We start from the raw sequence: 21,717 nt of genomic DNA on the forward strand, positions 1-21,717 counted from the left end.
GGCGCAAGGCCCTTCGGCTCCGTAAAGTTCCGCTTTTGGAACGTCACGCCGCACGCGCGCGGCACGAGTGATCGAGGAACTGCAGCGGCCATGACGGTGACAGAAGAGATCCAGGCGTACGGGCCGGGAATCGACCCCGAGCGCCTGGCCGTCTGCCTCAGCGTGCTCGACGAGCTCGACAAGCTGGACGTCGACCACCCGGACGCGATCGCGGTACGGCGCGCCACGGCCGGTATCTACCGGACCGTGAAGCAGCGCCGCCGCCAGGAGCGCCGGGCCGCGAAGACCGCACACGACCGGGCCGTGACGGAGGCGACCGCCACCGGCTCCGCCGAGCGGATCGACGACGAGACGGAGGGCCTGCTGCCGTCCTCCTCGGTCACCGGCGAGATCGCGGGCATACCCCAGCGCCCCCGGTCCTGCTACATCTGCAAGACCCGGTATGTCGAGGTCGACGCCTTCTACCACCAGCTGTGCCAGAAGTGCGCCGCCGAGAACCGCGCCCGCCGCGACGCGCGTACGGACCTGACCGGCCGGCGGGCACTGCTCACCGGCGGCCGGGCCAAGATCGGCATGTACATCGCGCTGCGGCTGCTGCGCGACGGGGCGCACACCACCATCACCACCCGCTTCCCGAACGACGCGATCCGCCGATTCAAGGCGATGCCGGACAGCGCCGACTGGATCCACCGGCTGAAGATCGTAGGGATCGACCTGCGCGACCCGGCCCAGGTCGTGGCCCTCGCCGATTCGGTGGCCGCCGAGGGTCCGCTCGACATCCTGATCAACAACGCGGCGCAGACCGTGCGCCGCTCCCCGCAGGCGTACAGCGAGCTGGTCGCCGCCGAGTCGGCGCCGCTGCCCGCCGGTGAGCTGCCCTCCGCCGAGGTGATCGGCGCGTTCGGCAGCGGCGCCCAGGCCGCGCTGCCGTCCGGGGCGCAGAACGTACTGAGCGCGCAGGACGTCACCGAGCTGGCCCTGGTCACCGGCTCCGCCTCGCTCGCCCGGATCGAGGCCGGCACGGCGATCGACGCGGGCGGCCTGGTCCCCGACCTGCACGACACCAACAGCTGGGTGCAGACCGTCTCCGAGGTCAGCCCGGTCGAGCTGCTCGAGGTGCAGCTGTGCAACTCCACCGCGCCGTTCATCCTGATCAGCAGCCTCCGCCCGGCGATGGCCGCGGCCGCCGCCCGGCACAAGTACGTCGTGAACGTCTCCGCGATGGAGGGTGTTTTCAGCCGCGGTTACAAGGGCGCCGGCCACCCGCACACCAACATGGCGAAGGCCGCGCTGAACATGCTGACGCGCACCAGCGCCCAGGAGATGTTCGAGTCGGACGGCATCCTGATGACGGCGGTGGACACCGGCTGGATCACCGACGAGCGCCCGCATCCGGACAAGATGCGGCTGGCCGAGGAGGGCTTCCACGCCCCCCTCGACCTGGTCGACGGCGCCGCCCGCGTCTACGACCCGATCGTGCGTGGTGAGGACGGCGAGGCGCTGTTCGGCTGCTTCCTGAAGGACTACGCCCCCGCCGCCTGGTAGCCGGCGGAGCCGGCCGCGGCGCTTACCAGCTCCAGCACCGGCCGCCAGTCCTCCATGACGCCCGCGTTCTCCGGACCGACGGTCTTCGCCGCCTCGTCGGCCTGGCGCAGCGTCAGCGCCGCCTCCGCGTGCGGGTCGTCCCGGAAGGCCGCCGCGGGCACGTCCGGTGCGTACGGTTCCGCGTGCAGTGCCGCGTGCAGTTCGACGAGCCGGGCGACCCGCGCGCCGAGGAGCGCACGCACGGCGTCGGCGGCATGATGGGCGTGCCCCGGACCGTCGCCGGGGTGCAGCACCTCCCCCAGACCATGGACGAGCCCTGCCACCTGGAGTTCCTTGTCGGCGGGGTGCGAACGGCGCAGCAGGTGCGCCGTTCGCAGGACGTGGTCGTGGAGATCGACGGGGCCGCCGCTGTGGCCGGGCGCGTCCCGGACGCCACGGCAGGCGTCCAGCAAGGACATCAGTTCCTCGACACTGCGTACATCGACACCGCGCCCTTCGGTACTGCTTACTTCGGTACTGGGAACTTCGGTACTGGGTACTTCCACGCGGACTCCTCCCCGGACCTGCCGCCGACACGCCGAGCAGATCACGGGCGGGTGAACACCGATCTGAACGGAGAGCGTCGAGGAGCGGACAGTCCGGATTCGAGCCCCTATCGAGCGGCACCCCGCTCAAATGGGTACTCTGAGGACCACGGACAGCCCTACAAGGCCGGATCCGACGGATTACAACGGCGCCACCGCGACCGCGAACAGGCATGTCCCCCCTGCCCGGACAGGCGGCCGCGGCGGTCGGCAGAGGCCGCGGCGGGAACGTCCGAAGGGTTACGCGACACATGAGGAGTGCGCGGTGACACCAGAGATGACGAAGGACGAGAAGGCCCCCGACGAGGGCGGTGAACGGGCCGGCCGGCCCACACAACTCCGCAGTCTCGAAGTGTGGGCACGGTCGGCACCCATCCGGCTCGCGGGATACGAGGACGACCTCGCCGAGCCGCACATCCTGCCCGGGATCGACTGAGTTCCCAAGGGCGTGAACGGGCACCCGTGAACCGGCACCCGTGAACCGGCGCCCCTGCGGCCCCGCGAGCCGCAGGGGTTCACCGATTCCGCTCTGAGCATGAGGGGGTTCCGGGACCACCGGACGGCGGGCAGGCTGCCTGCCATGAAGCTGCTGATGCTGGGTGGAACGGAGTTCGTGGGGCGCGCCGTCACCGAGGAGGCGCTTGCCCGGGGTTGGGACGTGACCGTGTTCCACCGCGGTCATCACCAGCCGCCGCCGGGTGTGAGCGCACTGCGCGGCGACCGCACCGCCGCCGACGGCCTGGCGGCCCTCGCCACGGGCACGGCGGAGTGGGACGTCGTGGTCGACACCTGGTCGGGCGCCCCGTCGGCCGTACGGGACAGCGCGCGGCTGCTGGCCGGCCGGGCGGGCCGGTACGTGTACGTGTCGAGCAGGTCGGTCTACGCGTACCCCACCCCGGCGGGCCTCGACGAGAACGCCCCTTTGGTGGACGGCTCGCCCGACGCCGGCGAGGTCGGGTACGCGGAGGCCAAGCGCGGTGGGGAGCTGGCCGCCGCCGCGTCGTTCGGCGACCGGGCGCTGCTGGTCCGGGCGGGCCTGATCCTCGGGCCCGGCGAGAACATCGGACGGCTGCCGTGGTGGCTGGGTCGTATCGCGCGCGGCGGGCCGGTCCTGGCGCCCGGGCCCCGGGAGTCGGGCGTGCAGTACATCGACGTGCGCGACTTGGCGCGATGGTCCCTGGACGCGGCCGAACGCGGGCTCGCGGGCCCGTACAACCTGGTCGGCCCGCCGGGGCACACCACCATGGGCGAGCTGCTCGACGCGTGTGTACGGGTCACCGGCTCCGACGCCGAACTGCGCTGGACCGACCCGGAAGTGATCCTCGCGGCCGGCATCGAGCCCTGGATGGACCTGCCCGTCTGGCTGCCGCCGGGGGAACAGCACGACACCATGCACCGCGGCGATGTGTCCAAGGCACTGGCGGCCGGGCTGCGCTGCCGCACGGCCGAGGAGACGGTCGCCGACACCTGGACCTGGCTGCAGGGGCTGGGCGGGGTTGCCCCGCAGCGCCCGGACCGCCCCCGGGTCGGCCTCGACCAGGAGAGGGAGGCCAAGGTCCTCGGGGTCGTCTGACGAAGGCGTCCCACACCGCCGGCCGTGTCCCTCAGTGCAGCGGTGCCGGCGGCGGTGCCGGTAGCCGTGCTGTCCGGGGCCAGGGGCGCACCTTCTCCAGCAGGGCCGCGACCTCGAGCAGCCGCTCCTCGCCGCCGGGCAGTGCGACCAGTTGTACGGAGCACGGTGCTCCGCCCGGGAGCGTGCCGAACGGCAGCGCGAGGGCGGGCCAGCCGGTCAGGTTCCACGGCGGAGTCAGCGGCGAGTAACGGGTGTTGACCAGCAGGTTGGGCAGCCAGCCGCGCTCGTGCCACGGCCCGGCCATCGGGCCCCGGCGGGCCAGGGCCGGGGTGAGCAGCACGTCGTACCGCTCGAAGAACGGCGTCAGCCGCTGCCGCAGCCGCTCCCGGTGATCGGTGCGCAGCAGCGGCGTACGGGCGGCCAGCCGCCCGGCGGCGGCGTGGCGGCGCGTGCGGCGGGTGAGCAGCCGCGGATCGAGGCCCTCCGCGTCCTGCGCGGTGCCGGCCGTCCAGCGGGCGAGGACGGCCGGGCCGAGACTGAGCGGATACGGCGGATCGGCGCGCCGGACCGTCTGCACTGCGCCCGTACCGGCGAGCACCCGGGCGGCCTCGCGGGCTGCGTCGGCGTACGGGCGGCTGACGGTCACGCCCGGCAGCGGGCTGCGGGTGGAGACGGCGATGCGGAGTGCGGCGGGTCCGGGCGCGGGCGTGGACCGCGGTTCCTCGTTCGCGCGCCCCGGGGACTCCGCAGGCCCCGCGATCCCCGTATGCCCCATGAGTACAGCCAGCATCAGCCGCGCGTCCTCGACTGTCGTCGCCAGCGGACCGTTCTCCGCCATCGCGAACCAGTCGCCGTTGCCGATCCCGGCCGGCACCCTGCCGAGACCCGGCTTCAGGCCGACCAGACCGCAGTTGGCGGCCGGGATGCGCAGCGAGCCCATCCCGTCGTTGCTCGGGGGGTGTCCGGTCGATCATGCCGGGCTCCCGTCGTCTGGCACGCACATCTGCCGCGTTGGCCAAATCCACCCATAGCTCCGCTATGGCCGAATCCGGCCGCCTTGCAGCTGCACGCACCAGACGCCGCTCGCTGATCCGGCCTGATCGACCGGACACCCCCCAGCGCCACCGGCACCATCCCGGCGGCCACGGCGGCGGCGCTGCCGCCCGAGGAGCCGCCCGCGGTGCGCGAGAGGTCCCACGGGTTGCGGGCCGTGCCGTGCACCCCGTCCGTCGTACCGAAGACACACAGCTCCGGTACGTTCGTCAGCCCCACGACGACCGCCCCGGCCGCGCGCAGCCGGGCGACCGTCACATGGTCCTCGTCCGCCGGCGCGGTGGAACTCGCGGCCGAGCCGTTACGCCTCGCCTCGCCCCGCACCGCCAGGTTGTCCTTGACCGCGACCGGCACGCCCGCCAGCGGGAGCCGGTCCAGGTCGGTGCGCGAGGCGAGCGCGTCAGCCTCGGCGAGGGCGGCCTGCGCCCGCACCGTACGGAAGGCGCCGATCCGGCCGTCCAACTCCTTGATCCGGGCGAGGTGCTGGGCGGCCACCTCACGCGGGGTGACCCGCTTCTCCCGTACGGCGGCGGCTAGGGCCTGTCCGGCGGATCAGGGCCGGATAGGACGCGGCGTCTGGTGCGGTGCATCGCAAGGCGCCGGAGTGCCCTAATAGCGGAGCTATTCGGGCATTTCGGCAACGCGGCGAGGTGCCGTGCCAGGCGTCGTGGCCCCGGCCATGATCCGCCGGACAGGCCCTAGGTCTGCAGCGGTGCGGTCCGTCCACGTCGTGGTCACGGCCGCATGATACGGGCGGGCGGCAGGAACTCCCGTACATAGGTCCGATGCCACCAGGCTCCGGTGGCGCGCAGCTCCCGCCAGGTCGTGAAGCGGTACCGGTAGACGCGGGCGCGGACGTAGGTGGGCGGGGCGCCGGGGAAGGGGTTGTGCCGCAGCAGGCGCAGGGTGTCCCGGTCGTTCTCCAGCAGCCGCTCGACGAACGCGCCGAACCAGGAGCCGGCGTAGGCGGGGGAGAGCGCCGCGAACCACATCATCCAGTCGAGTCGCAGATGGTAGGGGGCGTACTGGCGCGGCAGCCGGCGGAGATCACCGGGTTTGCCCTTGAATCCGTACTCCCGCCACACCGTGCCCTCGTGGAGAACCGGTTCGTCCGTGCCCTCGACCACCACCTCGTGCCGGACCCGGCTGATGCTGCCGAACGCGCCGTACGCGTTGACGAGGTGGAGGGGGTCGAAGGAACGGTTCATCGCCTGGTGGCGGGAGACCAGATTGCGGGCCGGCCGGTAACTGAGCACGAGCACCAGGGCGGTGACGGCGATCACCACCACCTCGTACCAGAGCGGCGGAGCGGCGAGCGGCGGCGGCTCGGCGATCAGTGAACCGTCGAACGCGGACAGCGCGAGCACGACGGTCAGCCAGTTGAGCCAGGAGAAGTTTCCCGAGAGCACCAGCCACAACTGGGTCGCGGCGATCACGCAGGCCGCCACCGAGGCGACCGGCTGCGGGGTGAAGAGCAGCACCGGGACGACCAGTTGGGTCACATGGTTGGCCGCGACCTCGACCCGGTGGGCGGGCTTGGGCAGATGGTGGAAGAACCAGCTGAGCGGGCCGGGCATCGGCTGCGTCTCGTGGTGGAAGTCCAGGCAGGTCAGCTTGCGCCAGCACGGATCGCCCCGCATCTTGATCAGCCCGGCCCCGAACTCGACCCGGAACAGCATCCAGCGCAGCAGCCACAGGACCAGGACGGGCGGCGCGGTGCGGTCGTTGCCGAGGAAGACGGCGAGGAACCCGGCCTCCAGCAGCAGCGATTCCCAGCCGAAGCCGTACCAGGTCTGGCCGACGTTCACGATCGAGAGGTACAGCGCCCACAGGACGGCCCACATCAGCATCGCGGCCCACAGCGGCACGGCATCGGCGGCGCCGCAGACCACCGCGGCGGCGAGCAGCGCGCCGGTCCATGCGCAGACGGCGAACAGGCGGTCGGAGTACCGGAGCTGGAACAGACTGGGCGCCCTGCGGAAGGGAACCCGCCGGACGAAGTCGGGCACCGGCAGCATGCCCCGCTCGCCGATGAGGGCACGGAACTGAAGGGCCGCCGCGAGGAACGCGACGAGGTAGACGCCGGCCAGCGCGCGCTGGAAGACCAGTCGGCTCAGCCAGTAGTCGGGTGCGGTGAACCACTCCATCGTGAGCGCTCCTTCGACGCCACCACCCCCGGCGGTCCTCCCAGTATCAGCCGCCGCGGACGATCCGCCGCAGCGCCTTCCCGCAGCGGCGGGCGTACAACCGCTGCAGCACCGGCACCAGCGGTCCCGCCGCCCGCGTGTACCAGAGGGCCGGGCGGCTGAAGGCGATCACCGAGAACCACACCGAGCCGTCTGCGGCCAGATGGACGACGAAGGACTCCTCGCCGCACTCGGGATGCCCGGCGAGGGTGCCGTACGCGAAGCCGGTCCGATCGCTCTCGTGCACCGCCCAGATCACCTCGCACGGCGCGGCGACCCACACCGGCCCGCCCCCGATCGCGACCTCGACGGCGCCGCCAGGCTCGGCGCGCTCCCGGTCGGCCCAGACGCGTACGCCGGCCCGCCGGTGCATCCGGAAGCTGGTCACCGCGGCCCCCGCGGCCTCGAAGTCGGCGCGGCCGTGCCCGACCTGAGTGCGGTGGTGGAGGTGGTTGTACCCGGCGGGCAGCGGGCGGTGGGCGGTCGCGCCGCGTTCGGGGTAGGTGGTCACGTCGTCTCTCCGCTGGGGGCGCGCTCAGGTCCGCATCGGACTCTATGCCGTGATGTGAACGCCCGGGTGCCGGGCGGCGGGTCCGGACGGACGCTTCTGGGTTGCGGGGGGGCGGGGCGTGTTGGAGACAATTGGGGCGACTTGTACTGATCGCGGCCGTACAGAACATGGCGGGAGAATCCTGTGCCTCGACCGATGCGCTCCTTCGCTCTGGCCGGCGCGCTGACCGTGTCTCTGCTCGTCCTCGGCGTCGGGGGCTGCGGAGGCGGCAGCACCGCCAAGGACACGAAGGACAAGACGGACGCACAGGAGATCCTGCTGCAGCCGGTCGCGGATCAGGGCCCCGATCCGTTCACCGGGTCGACGGCGACCTCGGACGCGACCCCGGTACGCCCGCCGGGCCCTGCGGGCAGCCCGCCGTCCCCCGCCAAGGGGCAGGTCGTCCGTACCGTCACCGGCTCCACCGCCGGCCTGTACGGCGGTACGCGATCCCTCGGCAGCTGCGATGTCGAACAGCAGGTGCACTTCCTGACCACCGATCCGGCCAAGGCGCGCGCCTTCGCGCGGACGAGCGAGATCTCCGAGGCCATCGTCGCGGAGTACCTGCGCGGTCTGACCCCGGTCCTGCTGCGCGCGGACGCGCGCGTCACCGGCCACGGGTTCCGTGACGGCGATGTGACGCCGTACCAGGCCGTGCTCCAGGCCGGCACCGCCGTGCTGGTCGACGGCCACGGGATGCCGCGGGTCCGGTGCGCCGGCGGGAACCCGCTGCGGCCCCCCGTGAACACCGCCGGGGCAACGGTCCACCGGGGCCCCACGTGGATCGGCTACGAGCCCGTACAAGTCGTCGTCATCAAGCCCGCCGCACGGGTGATCGACCGCCTGATGATCGTCAACATGACGGACAACACCTGGCTCGAACGCAAGACCGGTGACGACGGGGCCCAGGACCGGCTCCCGCAGATCCCGCCCGCGTACGGCCCCGAGGACGGCTTCCTGACCAACCAGCCGGATGCGGGCGCCTCCAGCGGGGCGCCGGCCGTACCCCAGCAGCAGCCTGCGCAGCCCGTGCAGCCCGTGCAGCCCGCCCAGCCGGCGCAGCCTGTTCAGCCGGCCCAGCCCGCTCAGCCGGCGCAGCCTGTTCAGCCGGCCCAGCCCGCTCAGCCGGCGCAGCCTGTTCAGCCGGCCCAGCCCGCTCAGCCGCCTCAGCCCGTGCAGCCCGCCCAGCCCGTCGTCCCCTCGCCGGCGGCTCCGCCGCAAGAGCCGCCCGCACAGCCCGTGCCGGCCGACCCGTTCCTGCCGCCCGAGGAGGCCGGGACGGGCTACGGCGACGTCTTCCGGGAGGAGGCCTAGGCCGATCCGATTCGTGTCGAAGGTGGATCGGTGCCGACCGCCGTATCGCTGCCGGACGACTGGCCCGCACACCCGGACCTGAGTCTCGCCCTCAACCGGATGGGCAGCTTCGACTGGGACCTGGCCTCCGGCCTCATGCACATGGACGCGCCCGCCCTCGACGTGTTCGACGTGCGCCGCGAGGAGTACGACGACCGACCGGAGTCCCTCGCCCACCGCGTCCCGCCCGCGGAGGGCGTCCGGCTCGACGCGCTCGTCTCCCAGGCCCTCAAGAACGGCGCGGCCACGTACGGCGCGTACTTCCGCATCCGCCGGCGCGACGGGCGGCTGCGCTGGGCCCACACCCAGGGCCGCATCCTGCGTCACGACGACGGCCGCCCGCACCGCATCATCGGCATCGTCCGCGACGCCACCGAGGAGCTCTCGCACTCCGCCGAACGCCTCGGCGTGGACGAGGAGCGGCGCAGACAGACCTCCGTCGTCGAAGGCACCACCGCCGCGCTCGCCCATGCCCGCACCGTGCAGGACGTCATCGACGCGCTCAGCGACCACCACGGCATGGAACGGCTCGGCTCGATGGGGCTCCTCATGGGCCTGGTCGAAGCGGGCCGCATCCATCTGGTCGCCGAGGGACCGCCGGGCAGCTTCGTCCCCGGCACCCGGTACACCCGTATCGACGAAGAGTTCCCCATGAGCGAGGTCGTACGGACCCTGCAGCCCCGCTTCATCGACTCCCGCGCGGAGTTCTCCACCCGCTACCCGCAACTGTGGTCGCGGATCTCGTGGATGGACTTCTCGGCCGCCGCCTACCTGCCGCTGATCGCCCAGGCCCGCCCCATCGGCGCCCTCGGGCTGCTCTACCAGGACAAGGGGCGCTTCTCCCAGGACGAGCGCAACCTCCTGGTCGCACTCGGCAGCAGCATCGCGCAGAGCCTCCAGCGGGCCATGCTGCTGGAGCAGGAACACGATCTCGCGGAGGGCCTGCAGCAGGCGATGCTGCCGCGCCGCATCCCCTCCGTGCCGGGCGCCGAGATCGCCGTCCGCTACCGTGCGGCGCGGATGGGCCGCGACATCGGCGGGGACTGGTACGACGTGATCCCGCTGCCCGGCGGCCGGGTTGGCGCGGTGATCGGGGACGTACAGGGCCACGACACCCACGCGGCGGCCGTCATGGGCCAGCTCCGGATCGTCCTGCGGGCCTACGCCGCTGAAGGCCACTCGCCTGCCACGGTGGTGGCGCGGGCGTCGGTCTTCCTGCACGAGCTGGACACCGACCGCTTCGCCACCTGCACATACGTGGAGGCGGACCTCTCGACCGGCGTCCTGCAGATCGTGCGGGCCGGACACATCGATCCGCTGCTGCGCGGCCGGTACGGCGAATGCCGCCGGCTGCCGGTTGAGGGCGGTATGCCGCTCGGCCTGTCCGCCGAGTTCGGCCGCCTCGAATACCCGGTCACCACGGTCGAACTCGACCCGGGCGACATGCTCCTGCTCTGCACCGACGGGCTCGTCGAACAGCCGGGCGCCGACCTCGACGACGGGGTCCAGCGCCTCACCTCCCTGGTCAGCGGCGGGCCCGCGGATCTCCAGAAGCTCGCCGACCGGCTCTGCGAGGTCGGCGACGAACGCGGCGGCGACGACGACATGGCGCTGCTCCTGATGCGCCGCCGCGCGGTCGACACGCCGCAGAGCGGCAGCCGGCTCCAGCAGCACGTCGCCCAGAACGACCCGGAAGCCCTCACCTCGGCCCGTCACATGATCCGCGCGGCGGTCCGCGCGTGGGGGCCGAAGGAGCGCGCGTACGAGGTCGAACTCGTCGCGGACGAGCTCATCACCAACACCCTGCTGCACACCGACGGGCCGGCGATCGTCACTATCCGCGTCCTGACCGGCCCGGACCGCCGCCTGCGCGTCGACGTGGAGGACCGCTCCAGCGTGCTGCCCCGCCGCCGGGACGCGGGCGAGTCCGGCGTCTCGGGGCGCGGCCTGATGCTGGTGGACCGGGTGGCCGACGTATGGGGTGTGGAGTCACGCGGCAGCGGCAAGTGCGTCTGGTGCGAATTCATCATGGACTGAGTACGGCGGCATGGACTGAGTACGGCGGCATGGACTGAGTCCGGTGGCAGGTGAGGCGGACCAGGTCCGGTTGAGGCACGCTGGGAGACATGCCGGAACTGCCGGAAGTCGAAGCGCTCAGGGACTTTCTGACCGAGCACCTCGTCGGTCGGACGGTCGCCCGTGCGATGCCGGTCGCCGTGAGTGTGCTCAAGACGTACGACCCGCCGCTCACTTCGGTGGAGGGCGAGACCGTCAGCGCCGTCGAGCGGCACGGCAAGTTCCTCGACATCACCGTGGGCGGCGGTGGTGGCGCGGGCGCCCTCCATCTGGTGACGCACCTCGCCCGGGCGGGCTGGCTGCACTGGAAGGACCAGGTGCCCGCCGCGCCGCCGCGGCCCGGCAAGGGCCCGCTGGCCCTGCGGGTCGTCCTGGACAACGGTGAGGGGTTCGATCTCACCGAGGCCGGCACGCAGAAGCGGCTCGCCGTGTACGTCGTACGGGACCCGGCCGAGGTGCCCGGCATCGCCCGGCTCGGGCCCGATCCGCTGGGCGAGGGCTTCGACCGGGCGGCGTTCGCCGCGCTGCTCGCCGGGGAACGGCGGCAGCTCAAGGGCGTCCTGCGTGACCAGAGCGTGATCGCGGGGATCGGGAACGCGTACAGCGACGAGATCCTGCACGCCGCGAAGATGTCGCCGTTCAAGCTCGCCGCGAGCCTGACGGACGACGAGGTGGGCCGGCTGTACGAGGCCATGGAGCACACGGTGCGCCAGGCGGTGGAACGCTCCCGCGGGGTGGCCGCCGGACGGCTCAAGGCGGAGAAGAAGAGCGGGCTGCGGGTGCACGGCCGGACCGGCGAGCCGTGCCCGGTGTGCGGGGACACCATCCGGGAGGTGTCGTTCAGCGATTCCTCACTGCAGTACTGCCCCACTTGCCAGACCGGCGGGAAACCGTTGGCCGACCGCAGGCTGTCGCGCCTGCTGAAGTAACCGCCCGGCGCGCGGGTCACATGCCGATGGTGACCAGTCGCCTGCCGTCCGGGGTGCGGACCTCGAAGTGGTCTATCTCGTCCCGGCCGAGCGCCGCGCCGCCCTGTGCCACCAGGGGCTCGTCGTAGCCGGTGGTCACCGCCCAGGTGGTGACGGTCTCTTCCTCGCCGTTCCGGCCCACCGCGACCAGCGAGCATGTCGACGGGCCCGGCACGTGCGCGACCCGCAGTCCCACGTCGGTGCCCCACTCCTTCTCCTCGACGGCGAGCGCGGCGGACACCCCGGTGACCGCGTCCGTCGCGGTGAGCTGCCGCCCGCCGTCCCCACGGTCCGCCAGCCCCAGCGCCGCCAGCGGTGCCGCGAGGATCAGCGCGGCCGCCGCGGCGACCAGCCGGAGCCGGCGCCTGCTGCTCCTGCGCCGGCGCGCCGCGACCTCGTCCATCAGCCGGTCCAGCAGGCCGGGGTGCGGCCGGGCGGGCGGTCCGCCGTCGCGCAGTGCGGCCAGCAGCGTTTCGACCCCGGCCAGTTCGCTGAGCCGTAGCACGCACACGGCACAGTCGGCCAGGTGCTCCTCGAAGCGGAACGATTCCACCGGATCCAGGACGCCGAGCGCGTACGCGCCGGCGTCTCGGTGCGGCTGCTGCGGGCTCATGGGCCATTCCTTGCGCGTTGCGGGGTGTGCGGGAGGTGTCACCCACGAGTACGGAGCCGAGGGCTCATCTGCTCACCGCCTGTGGACACGCGGTTCCGGGCCGTGGGAGTCCCGCCTACACTCCGCTGCATGCTGCGAGCACTGGCCGTCGACGACGAGAGACCCGCTCTCGAGGAGCTGCTGTACCTGCTGCGCGCCGATCCGAGGGTACGCAGCGCGGAGGGCGCGACCGACGCCACCGAGGCACTGCGCCGGATCAACCGCGCGCTCGACGCGGGACCCGACGGCGAGGACGCCATCGACGTGGTGTTCCTCGACATCCATATGGCCGGGCTGACCGGTCTCGACGTCGCGCGGCTGCTCGCGGGTTTCGCCCGGCCCCCGCACATCGTCTTCGTCACGGCCCACGAGGGCTTCGCCGTCCAGGCCTTCGACCTCAAGGCGGTCGACTACGTTCTCAAGCCGGTCCGCGAAGAGCGGCTGGCCGAGGCGGTGCGCCGGGTGTGCGACCGGTTCGAGGCGGCCCGTGACCTTCGTACGGTCCGGACCGGCGGTCCGCCCACTGGTCCGGGGCCGGCGGTGATCGGCGGCACCGACCAGATACCCGTCGAACTGGGCGGGGTCACCCGCTTCGTCCCGGTCGGCGACATCGCGTATGTCGAGGCGCAGGGCGACTACGCCCGGCTCTACACGGACGCGGGCAGCCATCTCGTCAGGATCTCCCTCTCCACGCTCGAAGAGCGCTGGGCTTCGCGGGGCTTCGTCCGTATCCACCGGCGGCATCTCGTGGCGCTGGGACGCATCGAAGAACTGCGGCTGGACGCGGGGACGACAAGCGTGCGGGTGGGCGAGGCCGAACTGGCGGTCAGCCGCCGCCATGCACGGGAGCTGCGGGACCTGCTGATGCGGCACGCCCAGGGCTGACGCCCCCGCCCGGCCCCCGGCACCCGCGGCCCCCCTCCGCACCCGGCCGCCGGACCGGCCGGCTCCCCGTCTCTCCCCACGCTAATCGTCGCTGCGTAGACTCCACTGCGCCCCGCCAGCCGCCGAGAGATGCCGGAGCGGACGACGATGTCTGCAGAGCAGTCCCCCCGCCGCGAGACCGTCACCGGCGTGCCCCGCAACGCCCGGCGGCGGCCCCCCGGACATGCGCCGGCCCGGTCCGAGATCACCGAGCAGACCACGCTGGGCACCACCTACGTCCGGTCACTGATGCGCAGCCAGTTGCGGACCGCGCTGCTCGCCCTCGGCATGCTGGTCCTGCTCGTCGGCACCCTGCCCCTGCTGTTCGCGCTCCCGCGCGCCGCCTCCGGAACGCTTCCGTCCGCCGCGCCCCTCCTGTGGGGAGTCCTGGGGGTCGCGGTGTATCCCGTGCTGCTGCTGATAGCCCGCTGGTACGTCCGGCGGGCCGAACGCAACGAGCGCGACTTCACCGGCCTCGTCGAAGGACGCTGACGCCGGTGAACCAGGCGTACGCCGTCCCCGCCGTCACCGTCGTCGTGCTGGGCACGGTGGCTCTCGGTGCGCTGGGCCTGCGGATATCCCGTACCACCTCCGACTTCTACGTCGCGTCCCGCAGCGTGAAGCCCGGCCTCAACGCCGCCGCCATCAGCGGCGAGTACCTCTCCGCCGCGTCCTTTCTCGGCGTCGCCGGCCTCGTCCTCCTGCAGGGCCCCGAAATGCTCTGGTACCCGGTCGGGTACACGGCCGGCTACCTCGTCCTGCTGGTCCTGGTCGCCGCGCCGCTGCGCCGGTCCGGCGCGTACACCCTCTCCGACTTCGCCGAGGCGCGGCTGGAGTCCCAGCACGTCCGCCGGCTCGCGAGCCTCTTCGTCGTCGGCATCGGCTGGCTCTATCTGCTGCCGCAGCTCCAGGGCGCCGGGCTGACCCTGGAGATCCTCACCGGCGCGCCCGACTGGGTCGGCGGGGTGGTGGTCGCCCTCGTGGTGACCGGGGCCGTCGCGGCCGGCGGGATGCGCAGCATCACCTTCGTCCAGGCCTTCCAGTACTGGCTCAAGCTCACCGCGCTGCTCGTCCCCGCCCTGTTCCTGGTGCCGGCCTGGCTGGGCGACGACGCGCCGCGCGCCCGCTTCGCCGAACCGGCGACGTTCCGCGAGCACACCGCCGTACGGATCGAGGACACCGTCCGGATCGAGATCGACGAACCGCTGCGGATCACCGTCACCGGGTCCGTCGACGAGGAGCGGTACGACGGCGAGCCGCTCGCCCTCGACCCGGGCACCCACCTCATCGAGGCGGGCACCACCCTCCGCTTCCCGGCCCGCGCGCAGGTGCCCGAGAAGGCCGAACCGGCCGGGGCGGGCGGGTCGAGCTGGTCCCAGCCGCTGTCCAGCAGCCTGGAGGAGCACCCGCTGTACGCGACGTACGGGCTGATCCTCGCCACCTTCCTCGGCACCATGGGGCTGCCCCACGTCGCCGTCCGCTTCTACACGAGCCCCAACGGCAACGCTGCCCGCCGCACCACCCTCGTCGTCCTCGGCCTGGTCGGCGCCTTCTACCTGCTGCCGCCGGTGTACGGCGCCCTCGGCCGGATCTACGTGCCCGAACTGGCCCTCACTGGCGAGGCGGACGCCGCCGTACTCGTCCTGCCCGAACGGATCGTCGGAGGCATCGGCGGGGACCTGCTCGGCGCGCTGCTGGCCGGCGGCGCGTTCGCCGCCTTCCTCTCCACCGCCTCGGGGCTGACCATGGCGGTGGCCGGCGTACTGACCCAGGACATGCTGCCGACGCGCGGGGTACGCCACTTCAGGCTCGCGACCGTGATCGCCATGGGCGTCCCGCTCGCGCTGAGCACGGTGACGACGAACGTGCCGGTGGCCGACGCCGTGGGTCTCGCCTTCGCCGTCTCTGCCTCGTCGTTCTGCCCGCTGCTGGTGCTCGGCATCTGGTGGCGCGGGCTGACCCCGCCCGGCGCGGTGGCGGGGCTGGTCGTCGGCGGCGGAGCCGCGCTGACCGCCGTCATGGCCACCCGGGCCGGCGTCCCGGGCGGGGGCTGGCCGCACACGTTGCTGGCCTGGCCCGCCGTGTGGTCGGTGCCGCTCGGCTTCCTGACCATGGTGCTGGTGTCGCTGGCCACCCGTAGTCGCGTACCGGCCGGGACCGCGGCCACCCTGGCGCGCCTGCACCTGCCGGAGAACCTCGCCCAGCAGAGCGGGGGAGCGGAGCGATGAGCGCGACCGTCGTCGCGGCGCTGGCCGCCGCCGCGGCCGTGGTCCTCGCCGCCGGCTTCGTGCTCGGCCGGCTGACGGCGCGGCGCGGTCACCGGGCGGACCTCGATCTGGGTACGCCCGTCGAACGGGCCACCTTCCACACCCTGCACACCGCGTCGCTGGCCGCGCCCCCGCTGCGGGCCGGGCTCACCGAGGACACCGCGCGCAAGGCGGCCCGCCGGCTCCGCTCGCTGCTGGGGACGGAAGCGCTGTGCCTGACCGACCGCGAGAGCGTGCTCGCCTGGGACGGGCCGGGGCGGGGTCACCACCAGGAACGGGTGATGCCGCGCGTGGCGGAGATGCTGGACTCCGGGCGGAGCCAGAGCGTCCGGACGCACTGCGAGGACCCCGAGTGCCCGCTGCGCTGGGCGGTGATCGCGCCGCTGACCGGTGAGGAGGGTGTGCTGGGGGCGCTCGTGGCGTACGGGTCGCGCGAGTCGGCCGTGCTGGTCAGGGCCGCGACCGAGGTGGCCCGCTGGGTCTCCGTACAGCTGGAGCTCGCCGAGCTCGACCGGTCGCGCACTCGGCTGATCGAGGCCGAGATCCGGGCGCTGCGCGCTCAGATATCACCGCATTTCATCTTCAACTCCCTCGCGGCGATCGCCTCGTTCGTCCGGACCGACCCGGAGCGGGCCCGCGAACTCCTCCTGGAGTTCGCCGACTTCACCCGCTACTCCTTCCGCCGGCACGGCGACTTCACCACCCTCTCGGACGAACTCCGCTGCATCGAGCAGTACCTCGCCCTGGCCGGCGCCCGCTTCGGCGACCGCCTGAAGGTGACTCTGCAGGTCGCCCCGGAGGTCCTGCCCGTGACGCTGCCCTTCCTGTGTCTGCAGCCCCTGGTGGAGAACGCGGTCAAACACGGACTGGAGGATTCCGTCGACGAGTGCCGCATCACCATCGCGGCCCAGGACGCGGGAGCCGAGGCGACGGTGACCATCGAGGACAACGGCGTCGGCATGGAGCCGGCACTGCTCCGCGCAATCCTGGCGGGGGAGAGCACCGCGTCCTCCGGAATCGGGCTCTCCAACGTCGACGAACGCCTGCGCCAGGTGTACGGGGACGACTACGGCCTGGTCATCGAGACGGGCCCGGGGGCGGGCATGAAGGTCACGGTCCGCTTCCCGAAGTACCGCGCGGGAGTGCACCCGCAGCCGTGAGTGGAGCCGCTCAGAACAGATGGATCGCCAGGTGGCCCAGGGGTAGGCCCAGTTGCCAGGCCGGGGTCCATACCTGGTTGCTCTCGTCGACCGTGAAGTCCGTCTGGTGCCAGGGGTTCGCCGTGTCCAGGTCCGTGGCCAGCAGTTCGGTGCGCTCCAGCCAGCGCCAGGTCGAGCGGGCGAGTTCGAGGTCCGGGTCGGTGCCGCAGCCGTCGGCGCGCTCCTCGTCGATCCGGTCGAAGCGTTCGCGCACCCAGTCCTGCCAGGGGTGGCCGTACGCGGTGAGCGAGAGCCACTCGTCGAGCCGCGATATGACCCGTATGCCGGAGAGTTCACCGGCGCTGTCCGAGAGGTAGATGGTCAGCGCCAGGGTCTGTCTGCCGGAGCGGAACTCCAGGGTGCCGGGCGGGATCAGGTTGCCGGTGCGCAGCAGCTCGTCGGCGATGTACTCGGCGTACAGCCACGCCATGGGTATCGCCAGTTCGCCCCCGCTGGTGCCGTTCGTGCTCTCGGGCCGCAACCGATCCACCTTCTCCCGGTCTTCCTCGCACGCCGTGCCGTCACTGACGAGCCTTCACTCTCAGACACGCGCGAGGGACGGGCTTTACTCAATTCGTCGCTGTGGTTTCGTTTTCTGTACGCCACGTGTTCACGCGGGCCGCGCGCGAGACCGGGCGTACGGCCGCGCGCGGCCGAGCCTACCGGCCGCCGTCAGCCTGCCAAGCCGTAGCCGCGGAGTTCCTTGCGCAGGGTGCGCAGCGCGTAGTGGGAGCGGGACTTGACCGTGCCCGGCGGTATGCGCAGCGCCTCCGAAGCCTCGGCCACCGACCGGCCGCGGAAGTAGACCTGTACCAGCACGTCGCGGTGCTCGGGGCTGAGCGCCCGGACCGCCTCGCGTACGTCGAGCACGGTGACCGACCGGGTCATGTGGTCCTCGGGGGAGGCGGACTGTTCCAGTGCGTCCGCGCCCACCTCGCTGGGCCGGGCCTGCCGGGCCCGGCGCGCGTCGATCGCCAGCCGGCGGCCCACGGTGAACAGCCAGGGGCGCATCGACTCGTGGTCGCTCTCCAGCGCCTCCGGGTGCTGCCAGGCACGTACCAGGGTCTCCTGCACCAGGTCCTCGGCACGCTGCCGGTCGCCGTAGGTCAGGCCGAGCAGAAAGCCGAAGAGGGCCGTGCCGTGCTCCCGCTGGAGCTCGGCCAGGGCCCGCTCGTCGGTGCGCGGCGGCGTCGCGGCCGGGCCGGGGTGCTGCTGGCGGGAGGTAGACACCGTGAACGCTCCTTCGGGAGACCGGTTGGCCGTCGACCGCGGCTGCCGCGGTGACCGGGGACTGGCCCCAGGGTCCCCGCGGAGATGTCCGCCGGTCGGCGTGCGGGCGGCAGTTCAGCGCCCAGCGGCCGAACGGACCCCGCAGCAGGTGCGACGAGCGGTCGAACGGTGCGGTGAACGGCTCCAGGGCCTGATCCGCCGGACAGGTCCTAAGAGGGCATCTGATCTAGGTAATTGGTGTTTTGGGATGTTCTTGTGACTGCTGGCGATGGTGCGTCGTTGCACAGTGGGTGAGCGCTCGTCGTCCGTACAGCAGTGATGTGTCCGATGCCCGGTGGGCTTTGATCGAGCCGGTGTTCACCGCGTGGCGTGCCGCGCGGACCGGGCCCGGTGTAGCCGCGCGGGTGCATGACCTGCGGGAGATCGTGAACGCGGTCCTGTATGTCAACCGCACCGGTATCCCGTGGGAGTACCTTCCGCACGACTTCCCGCCGTACAAGAGCGTCTACGACTACTACGCGAAGTGGGAGGCTGACGGCACCACCCAGCAGGTCCATGATCTGCTGCGGGACAAGACTCGCCGCGCACACGGTCGAGCCACGGAACCGTCGGCAGCCGTGGTGGATGCCCAGAGCGTGAAGACCTCGGCAAACGTGGCCGAGGCAAGCCAGGGCATCGACGCGGGCAAGAAGATCAAGGGACGCAAGCGTCACCTGATCACTGACACCCTCGGCCTGGTCCTGGCCGTCATCGTCACGGCTGCTTCGGTGCACGACTCGACCGGCGGGAAACTACTTCTCGACGAGCTGGCCGCCACGCATCCCGGCGTGAGCAAGGTCTGGGCCGACGGCGGCTACCAGAGCAGCGTCTTCCAGCACGGGGCCGGCCTGGGCATCGACGTCGAGGTGGTAAAACGGCCGACAGCGAAAGGCTTTCAGCCGCTGCCCAAGAGGTGGGTGATCGAGCGGACCTTCGGCTGGCTGATGCAGCACCGGCGCCTGGCGCGGGACTACGAAACTCTGCCTCAAAGGTCCCTGACAATGATCCACTGGGCGATGGCTAACAGAATGAGCCGCGAGCTCACCGGAGAATCCACCCCAACCTGGCGAATCGAAACGGGCGAATCGGCAAATTCGGCCTGAATGTTGATCAGATGCCCTCTAAGAACTCCTAACGAAATGATCTTCGGAGTGGTTGGATCACTTCGGGAACGTCAATCGCGGGAGTCATCGCCTTGTCCGAGCACGTCCGCCTCACCCAGCTCCACCACATCTCCGTCACCGACGCCGCCGCGTGGCACCAGCTCGTCGCCGCCTCGATGGCCCACGACCTGCCGGGCGTACCGCCCCCCGGCCCAGGGCAGATCCACGCTCAGCTCACCAAGCCCGCCCTGGACAGCCACCGGCTGACCTGGCTGGCCACCGGGGCGGACGGCGTCCCGGTCGGAGTCGCGGGCCTGCGGCTGTTCACCTCCCCCGGGAGGGACCACCTCGCCGAGATGGAACTCCAAGTCGACCCAGCGCACCGGCGCCGGGGAGCCGGCTCCCGCCTGCTGTCCGCGGTCGTGGCGGCCTGCCGTACCGAGGACCGGCGCAGTCTGATCGTCGAAGCGGCGGCCGACAGCCCGGGCGAAGCCTTCCTTCGACTCCGGCCTGACCATCACCAGCTGAGAAACCTGCTGACGCCTCCGACCCGCCCACCGCACCGCATACCTTCCGAGGAGCTGCCGTGAACGTCTCCGCCTCCACCCTGTCCCTGACCGTCGCCGACGTGGACGCGTCCCGTGACTTCCTCTGCACCCACCTCGGCTACAAGGTGGCCATGGCCGACGACGGCTTCGCCTCCCTCACCCGCGAGGACGCCGCCGTCGACATCGTCCTGCTCCGCAGGGGTACCGAAGTCCTCCCCGCGGAGCAGCGGCACCAGGAGGCGGCCGGCATGATCGTCGCGCTCACGGTCACCGACCTGGACGCGGAGGAAGCCCGTCTGCGCGCGGCGGGCGCCCCCATCACCATGCCCCTCAGGGAAGAGCCCTGGGGTGAGCGGCTGTTTCAGATGACCGACCCGAACGGGGTTGTCATCCAACTGGTCGAATGGGCCGCCCCGATCATCCCACCGTCCGGGACGTGAACAGGTCTGGACGGTCTACGCGGGCGTCCTTGAGGTGACCTGCGACGGCCGTACAGGGAGGGTCTCGGCCGGCCAGACCCTGGTCCTGCCGCCGAACCAAGAAACCACGGAAATTGGAGATTCACGAAGTGCGTGTGCTGTTGTCGACGTATGGGTCGCGTGGGGACGTCGAACCGCTGGTTGGGCTCGCGGTGCGGTTGCGGGAACTCGGCGCGGAGGTGCGGGTGTGCGCGCCGCCGGACGAGGACTTCGCGGAGCGGCTGGCCGGGGTCGGCGTGTCCATGGTGGGCGTCGGGCAGTCGGCGCGCGCGCTGACGACCGCGGCGCCGCCGCCGTCGAAGGGGAATCTGCCGCAGCGTGCGGCCGAATTGATTGCCAGTCAGTTCGAGGTGATACCCGCGGCGGGAGAGGGGTGCGACGTGCTGGTGGCGACGGGCGCGATGCCGGCTGTCGCCGGGGCGCGGTCGGTGGCCGAGAAGCTGGGCATCGGCTACGTGTCCGTGATCTTCCAGCAGCTGACCCTGCCCTCGCCGCGGCGCCCGCCGCTGGCGTACCCGGGGCGGCCGTTCCCGCCGGAGGTGACCGACAACCGGGCACTGTGGGAGCTGGACGCCCAGAGCATCAATGCGCTGTTCGGTGAGGCGCTCAACACCAGCCGGGCGTCGATCGGCCTGCCCCCGGTGGACAACGTCCGCGACTACGCCTTCGGCGACCGGCCGTGGCTGGCGACGGACCCGGCGCTGGACCCGTGGCTGGAGACGCCGGACCTCGACGTTGTACAGACCGGCGCGTGGGTGCTGCCCGACGAGCGGCCGCTCCCGGCGGAGCTCGTGACCTTCCTGGACGCCGGCGCGCCGCCCGTGTACGTGGGCTTCGGCAGCATGGCAGTGCGCGCAGGGGAGGATGCGGCCCGGGTGGCCATTGAGGCGGTTCGCGCGAAGGGCCGCCGGGTAATCGTCGGGCGCGGCTGGGCGGATCTGGGCCTCATCGACGACCGGGACGACTGCTTCGCCGTCGGCGAGGTCAACCACCAGCAGTTGTTCGGACGGGTGGCTGCCGTCGTGCACCACGGTGGCGCGGGCACGACGACGACGGCCGCTCGGGCCGGCGCTCCTCAGGTGGTGGTGCCCCAGTTGGCGGACCAGCCGTACTGGGCCGGCCGGGTGGCCGAGCTGGGCATCGGCGTCGCCCACGACGGTCCGGTTCCGACCGTCGAGTCCCTGTCAGCCGCGCTCAAGACGGCCCTGGACCCCGAAACCGGCGCCCGGGCGAAGACCGTGGCCGGTACGGTCCGCACCGACGGAGCGATGGTGGCCGCGAAACTGCTGCTCGACGCCGTCAGCTGAGAAAGGTCGGGCGGGCTCGTCCCATCGGGTGCATTCCCCGCCGTGACCGGTGTGGGGCGGGCAGGCGGGACGCCCCCCATG

General features: G+C 72.1%; 20 protein-coding genes and 2 pseudogenes. 14 read left to right on the forward strand and 8 right to left on the reverse strand.

All coding sequences use genetic code 11. From position 1 onward, the window contains the following. The first annotated feature begins 90 nt into the window (after positions 1–90). Positions 91–1,545 (forward strand): SDR family NAD(P)-dependent oxidoreductase, encoded by a 1,455-nt coding sequence (locus tag ACWV17_RS12055; protein ID WP_455359653.1) that lies wholly within the window; start codon positions 91–93, stop codon positions 1,543–1,545. Here the strand turns inward: ACWV17_RS12055 and ACWV17_RS12060 are convergent. Next, positions 1,524–2,003 (reverse strand): HD domain-containing protein, encoded by a 480-nt coding sequence (locus ACWV17_RS12060; protein WP_455359752.1) that lies wholly within the window; start codon positions 2,001–2,003, stop codon positions 1,524–1,526. The genes ACWV17_RS12055 and ACWV17_RS12060 overlap by 22 nt on opposite strands. A 391-nt stretch (positions 2,004–2,394) precedes the next feature. Here ACWV17_RS12060 and ACWV17_RS12065 point away from each other — a divergent pair, with 391 nt between their 5' ends. Both ACWV17_RS12065 and ACWV17_RS12070 read left to right on the forward strand, forming a co-directional pair. Next, entirely contained in the window at positions 2,395–2,565 is a 171-nt protein-coding gene (locus tag ACWV17_RS12065) for a hypothetical protein (protein WP_455359654.1), read from the forward strand. A gap of 144 nt (positions 2,566–2,709) precedes the next feature. Beyond that, positions 2,710–3,702: an SDR family oxidoreductase gene (locus ACWV17_RS12070; RefSeq protein WP_455359655.1), complete on the forward strand. Its 993-nt coding sequence runs from the start codon at positions 2,710–2,712 to the stop codon at positions 3,700–3,702. Positions 3,703–3,733: 31 nt separating this feature from the next. On the opposite strand, the pseudogene ACWV17_RS12075 reads toward ACWV17_RS12070, so the two are convergent. The 4 genes and pseudogenes from ACWV17_RS12075 to ACWV17_RS12090 form a co-directional block, all read right to left on the reverse strand. After that, a pseudogene (locus tag ACWV17_RS12075) lies at positions 3,734–4,651 on the reverse strand (amidase family protein); the annotation flags it as partial. Positions 4,652–4,815: 164 nt separating this feature from the next. Further along, positions 4,816–5,292: pseudogene (locus tag ACWV17_RS12080) on the reverse strand (amidase family protein); the annotation flags it as partial. A 197-nt stretch (positions 5,293–5,489) separates the two neighbouring features. Continuing rightward, positions 5,490–6,902, reverse strand: a complete 1,413-nt coding sequence (locus tag ACWV17_RS12085) for a lipase maturation factor family protein (RefSeq protein WP_455359656.1) — start codon at positions 6,900–6,902, stop codon at positions 5,490–5,492. Between the two features lie 46 nt (positions 6,903–6,948). Continuing rightward, positions 6,949–7,452 (reverse strand): DUF1990 family protein, encoded by a 504-nt coding sequence (locus tag ACWV17_RS12090; RefSeq protein WP_455359657.1) that lies wholly within the window; start codon positions 7,450–7,452, stop codon positions 6,949–6,951. A 195-nt stretch (positions 7,453–7,647) separates the two neighbouring features. On the opposite strand from ACWV17_RS12090, the gene ACWV17_RS12095 reads away from it, so the two are divergent. From ACWV17_RS12095 to ACWV17_RS12105, 3 genes are all read left to right on the forward strand, one after another. After that, the gene (locus ACWV17_RS12095; RefSeq protein WP_455359658.1) at positions 7,648–8,805 is read left to right on the forward strand and encodes a DUF6777 domain-containing protein; all 1,158 of its coding nucleotides are present in this window, start codon (positions 7,648–7,650) and stop codon (positions 8,803–8,805) included. Between the two features lie 30 nt (positions 8,806–8,835). Continuing rightward, on the forward strand, positions 8,836–10,881 hold the full coding sequence (locus tag ACWV17_RS12100; protein WP_455359659.1) for a SpoIIE family protein phosphatase: 2,046 nt from the start codon (positions 8,836–8,838) through the stop codon (positions 10,879–10,881). An 89-nt stretch (positions 10,882–10,970) separates the two neighbouring features. Further along, the gene (locus ACWV17_RS12105) at positions 10,971–11,849 is read left to right on the forward strand and encodes an Fpg/Nei family DNA glycosylase (protein ID WP_455359660.1); all 879 of its coding nucleotides are present in this window, start codon (positions 10,971–10,973) and stop codon (positions 11,847–11,849) included. Positions 11,850–11,865: 16 nt separating this feature from the next. Here ACWV17_RS12105 and ACWV17_RS12110 read toward each other — a convergent pair whose 3' ends face one another. Then, on the reverse strand, positions 11,866–12,501 hold the full coding sequence (locus ACWV17_RS12110) for a zf-HC2 domain-containing protein (protein WP_455353351.1): 636 nt from the start codon (positions 12,499–12,501) through the stop codon (positions 11,866–11,868). Positions 12,502–12,630: 129 nt separating this feature from the next. Here ACWV17_RS12110 and ACWV17_RS12115 point away from each other — a divergent pair, with 129 nt between their 5' ends. From ACWV17_RS12115 to ACWV17_RS12130, 4 genes are all read left to right on the forward strand, one after another. After that, a complete protein-coding gene (locus tag ACWV17_RS12115; RefSeq protein ID WP_455359661.1) occupies positions 12,631–13,425 on the forward strand; it encodes a LytR/AlgR family response regulator transcription factor in 795 nt (264 codons plus the stop codon). A gap of 147 nt (positions 13,426–13,572) precedes the next feature. Then, a complete protein-coding gene (locus tag ACWV17_RS12120) occupies positions 13,573–13,956 on the forward strand; it encodes a hypothetical protein (RefSeq protein WP_455353349.1) in 384 nt (127 codons plus the stop codon). A gap of 5 nt (positions 13,957–13,961) precedes the next feature. Beyond that, the gene (locus tag ACWV17_RS12125) at positions 13,962–15,692 is read left to right on the forward strand and encodes a sodium/solute symporter (protein WP_455359662.1); all 1,731 of its coding nucleotides are present in this window, start codon (positions 13,962–13,964) and stop codon (positions 15,690–15,692) included. Continuing rightward, positions 15,689–16,891 (forward strand): histidine kinase, encoded by a 1,203-nt coding sequence (locus tag ACWV17_RS12130; RefSeq protein ID WP_455359663.1) that lies wholly within the window; start codon positions 15,689–15,691, stop codon positions 16,889–16,891. Before ACWV17_RS12125 ends, ACWV17_RS12130 begins: the two co-directional genes overlap by 4 nt. A gap of 10 nt (positions 16,892–16,901) precedes the next feature. Here the strand turns inward: ACWV17_RS12130 and ACWV17_RS12135 are convergent, their stop codons facing one another. Both ACWV17_RS12135 and ACWV17_RS12140 read right to left on the reverse strand, forming a co-directional pair. Further along, complete coding sequence (locus ACWV17_RS12135) at positions 16,902–17,360, reverse strand: hypothetical protein (protein WP_455359753.1); 459 nt, start codon at positions 17,358–17,360, stop codon at positions 16,902–16,904. Positions 17,361–17,602: 242 nt separating this feature from the next. After that, positions 17,603–18,160, reverse strand: a complete 558-nt coding sequence (locus ACWV17_RS12140; protein ID WP_455359664.1) for a sigma-70 family RNA polymerase sigma factor — start codon at positions 18,158–18,160, stop codon at positions 17,603–17,605. A 290-nt stretch (positions 18,161–18,450) separates the two neighbouring features. Between ACWV17_RS12140 and ACWV17_RS12145 the strand changes: the two genes are divergently transcribed. The 4 genes from ACWV17_RS12145 to ACWV17_RS12160 all read left to right on the forward strand — a co-directional run bounded on the left by ACWV17_RS12145 (position 18,451) and on the right by ACWV17_RS12160 (position 21,636). Continuing rightward, positions 18,451–19,302, forward strand: coding sequence for an IS5 family transposase (locus ACWV17_RS12145; RefSeq protein WP_455359665.1), 852 nt, complete (start codon positions 18,451–18,453; stop codon positions 19,300–19,302). A gap of 92 nt (positions 19,303–19,394) precedes the next feature. Then, positions 19,395–19,892, forward strand: a complete 498-nt coding sequence (locus tag ACWV17_RS12150) for an N-acetyltransferase family protein (protein ID WP_455359666.1) — start codon at positions 19,395–19,397, stop codon at positions 19,890–19,892. Beyond that, positions 19,889–20,290: a VOC family protein gene (locus tag ACWV17_RS12155; RefSeq protein WP_455353342.1), complete on the forward strand. Its 402-nt coding sequence runs from the start codon at positions 19,889–19,891 to the stop codon at positions 20,288–20,290. Before ACWV17_RS12150 ends, ACWV17_RS12155 begins: the two co-directional genes overlap by 4 nt. A 128-nt stretch (positions 20,291–20,418) precedes the next feature. After that, on the forward strand, positions 20,419–21,636 hold the full coding sequence (locus ACWV17_RS12160; protein ID WP_455359667.1) for a glycosyltransferase: 1,218 nt from the start codon (positions 20,419–20,421) through the stop codon (positions 21,634–21,636). Positions 21,637–21,717 lie beyond the last annotated feature (81 nt).

It is taken from the genome of Streptomyces mabaensis, assembly GCF_053763515.1.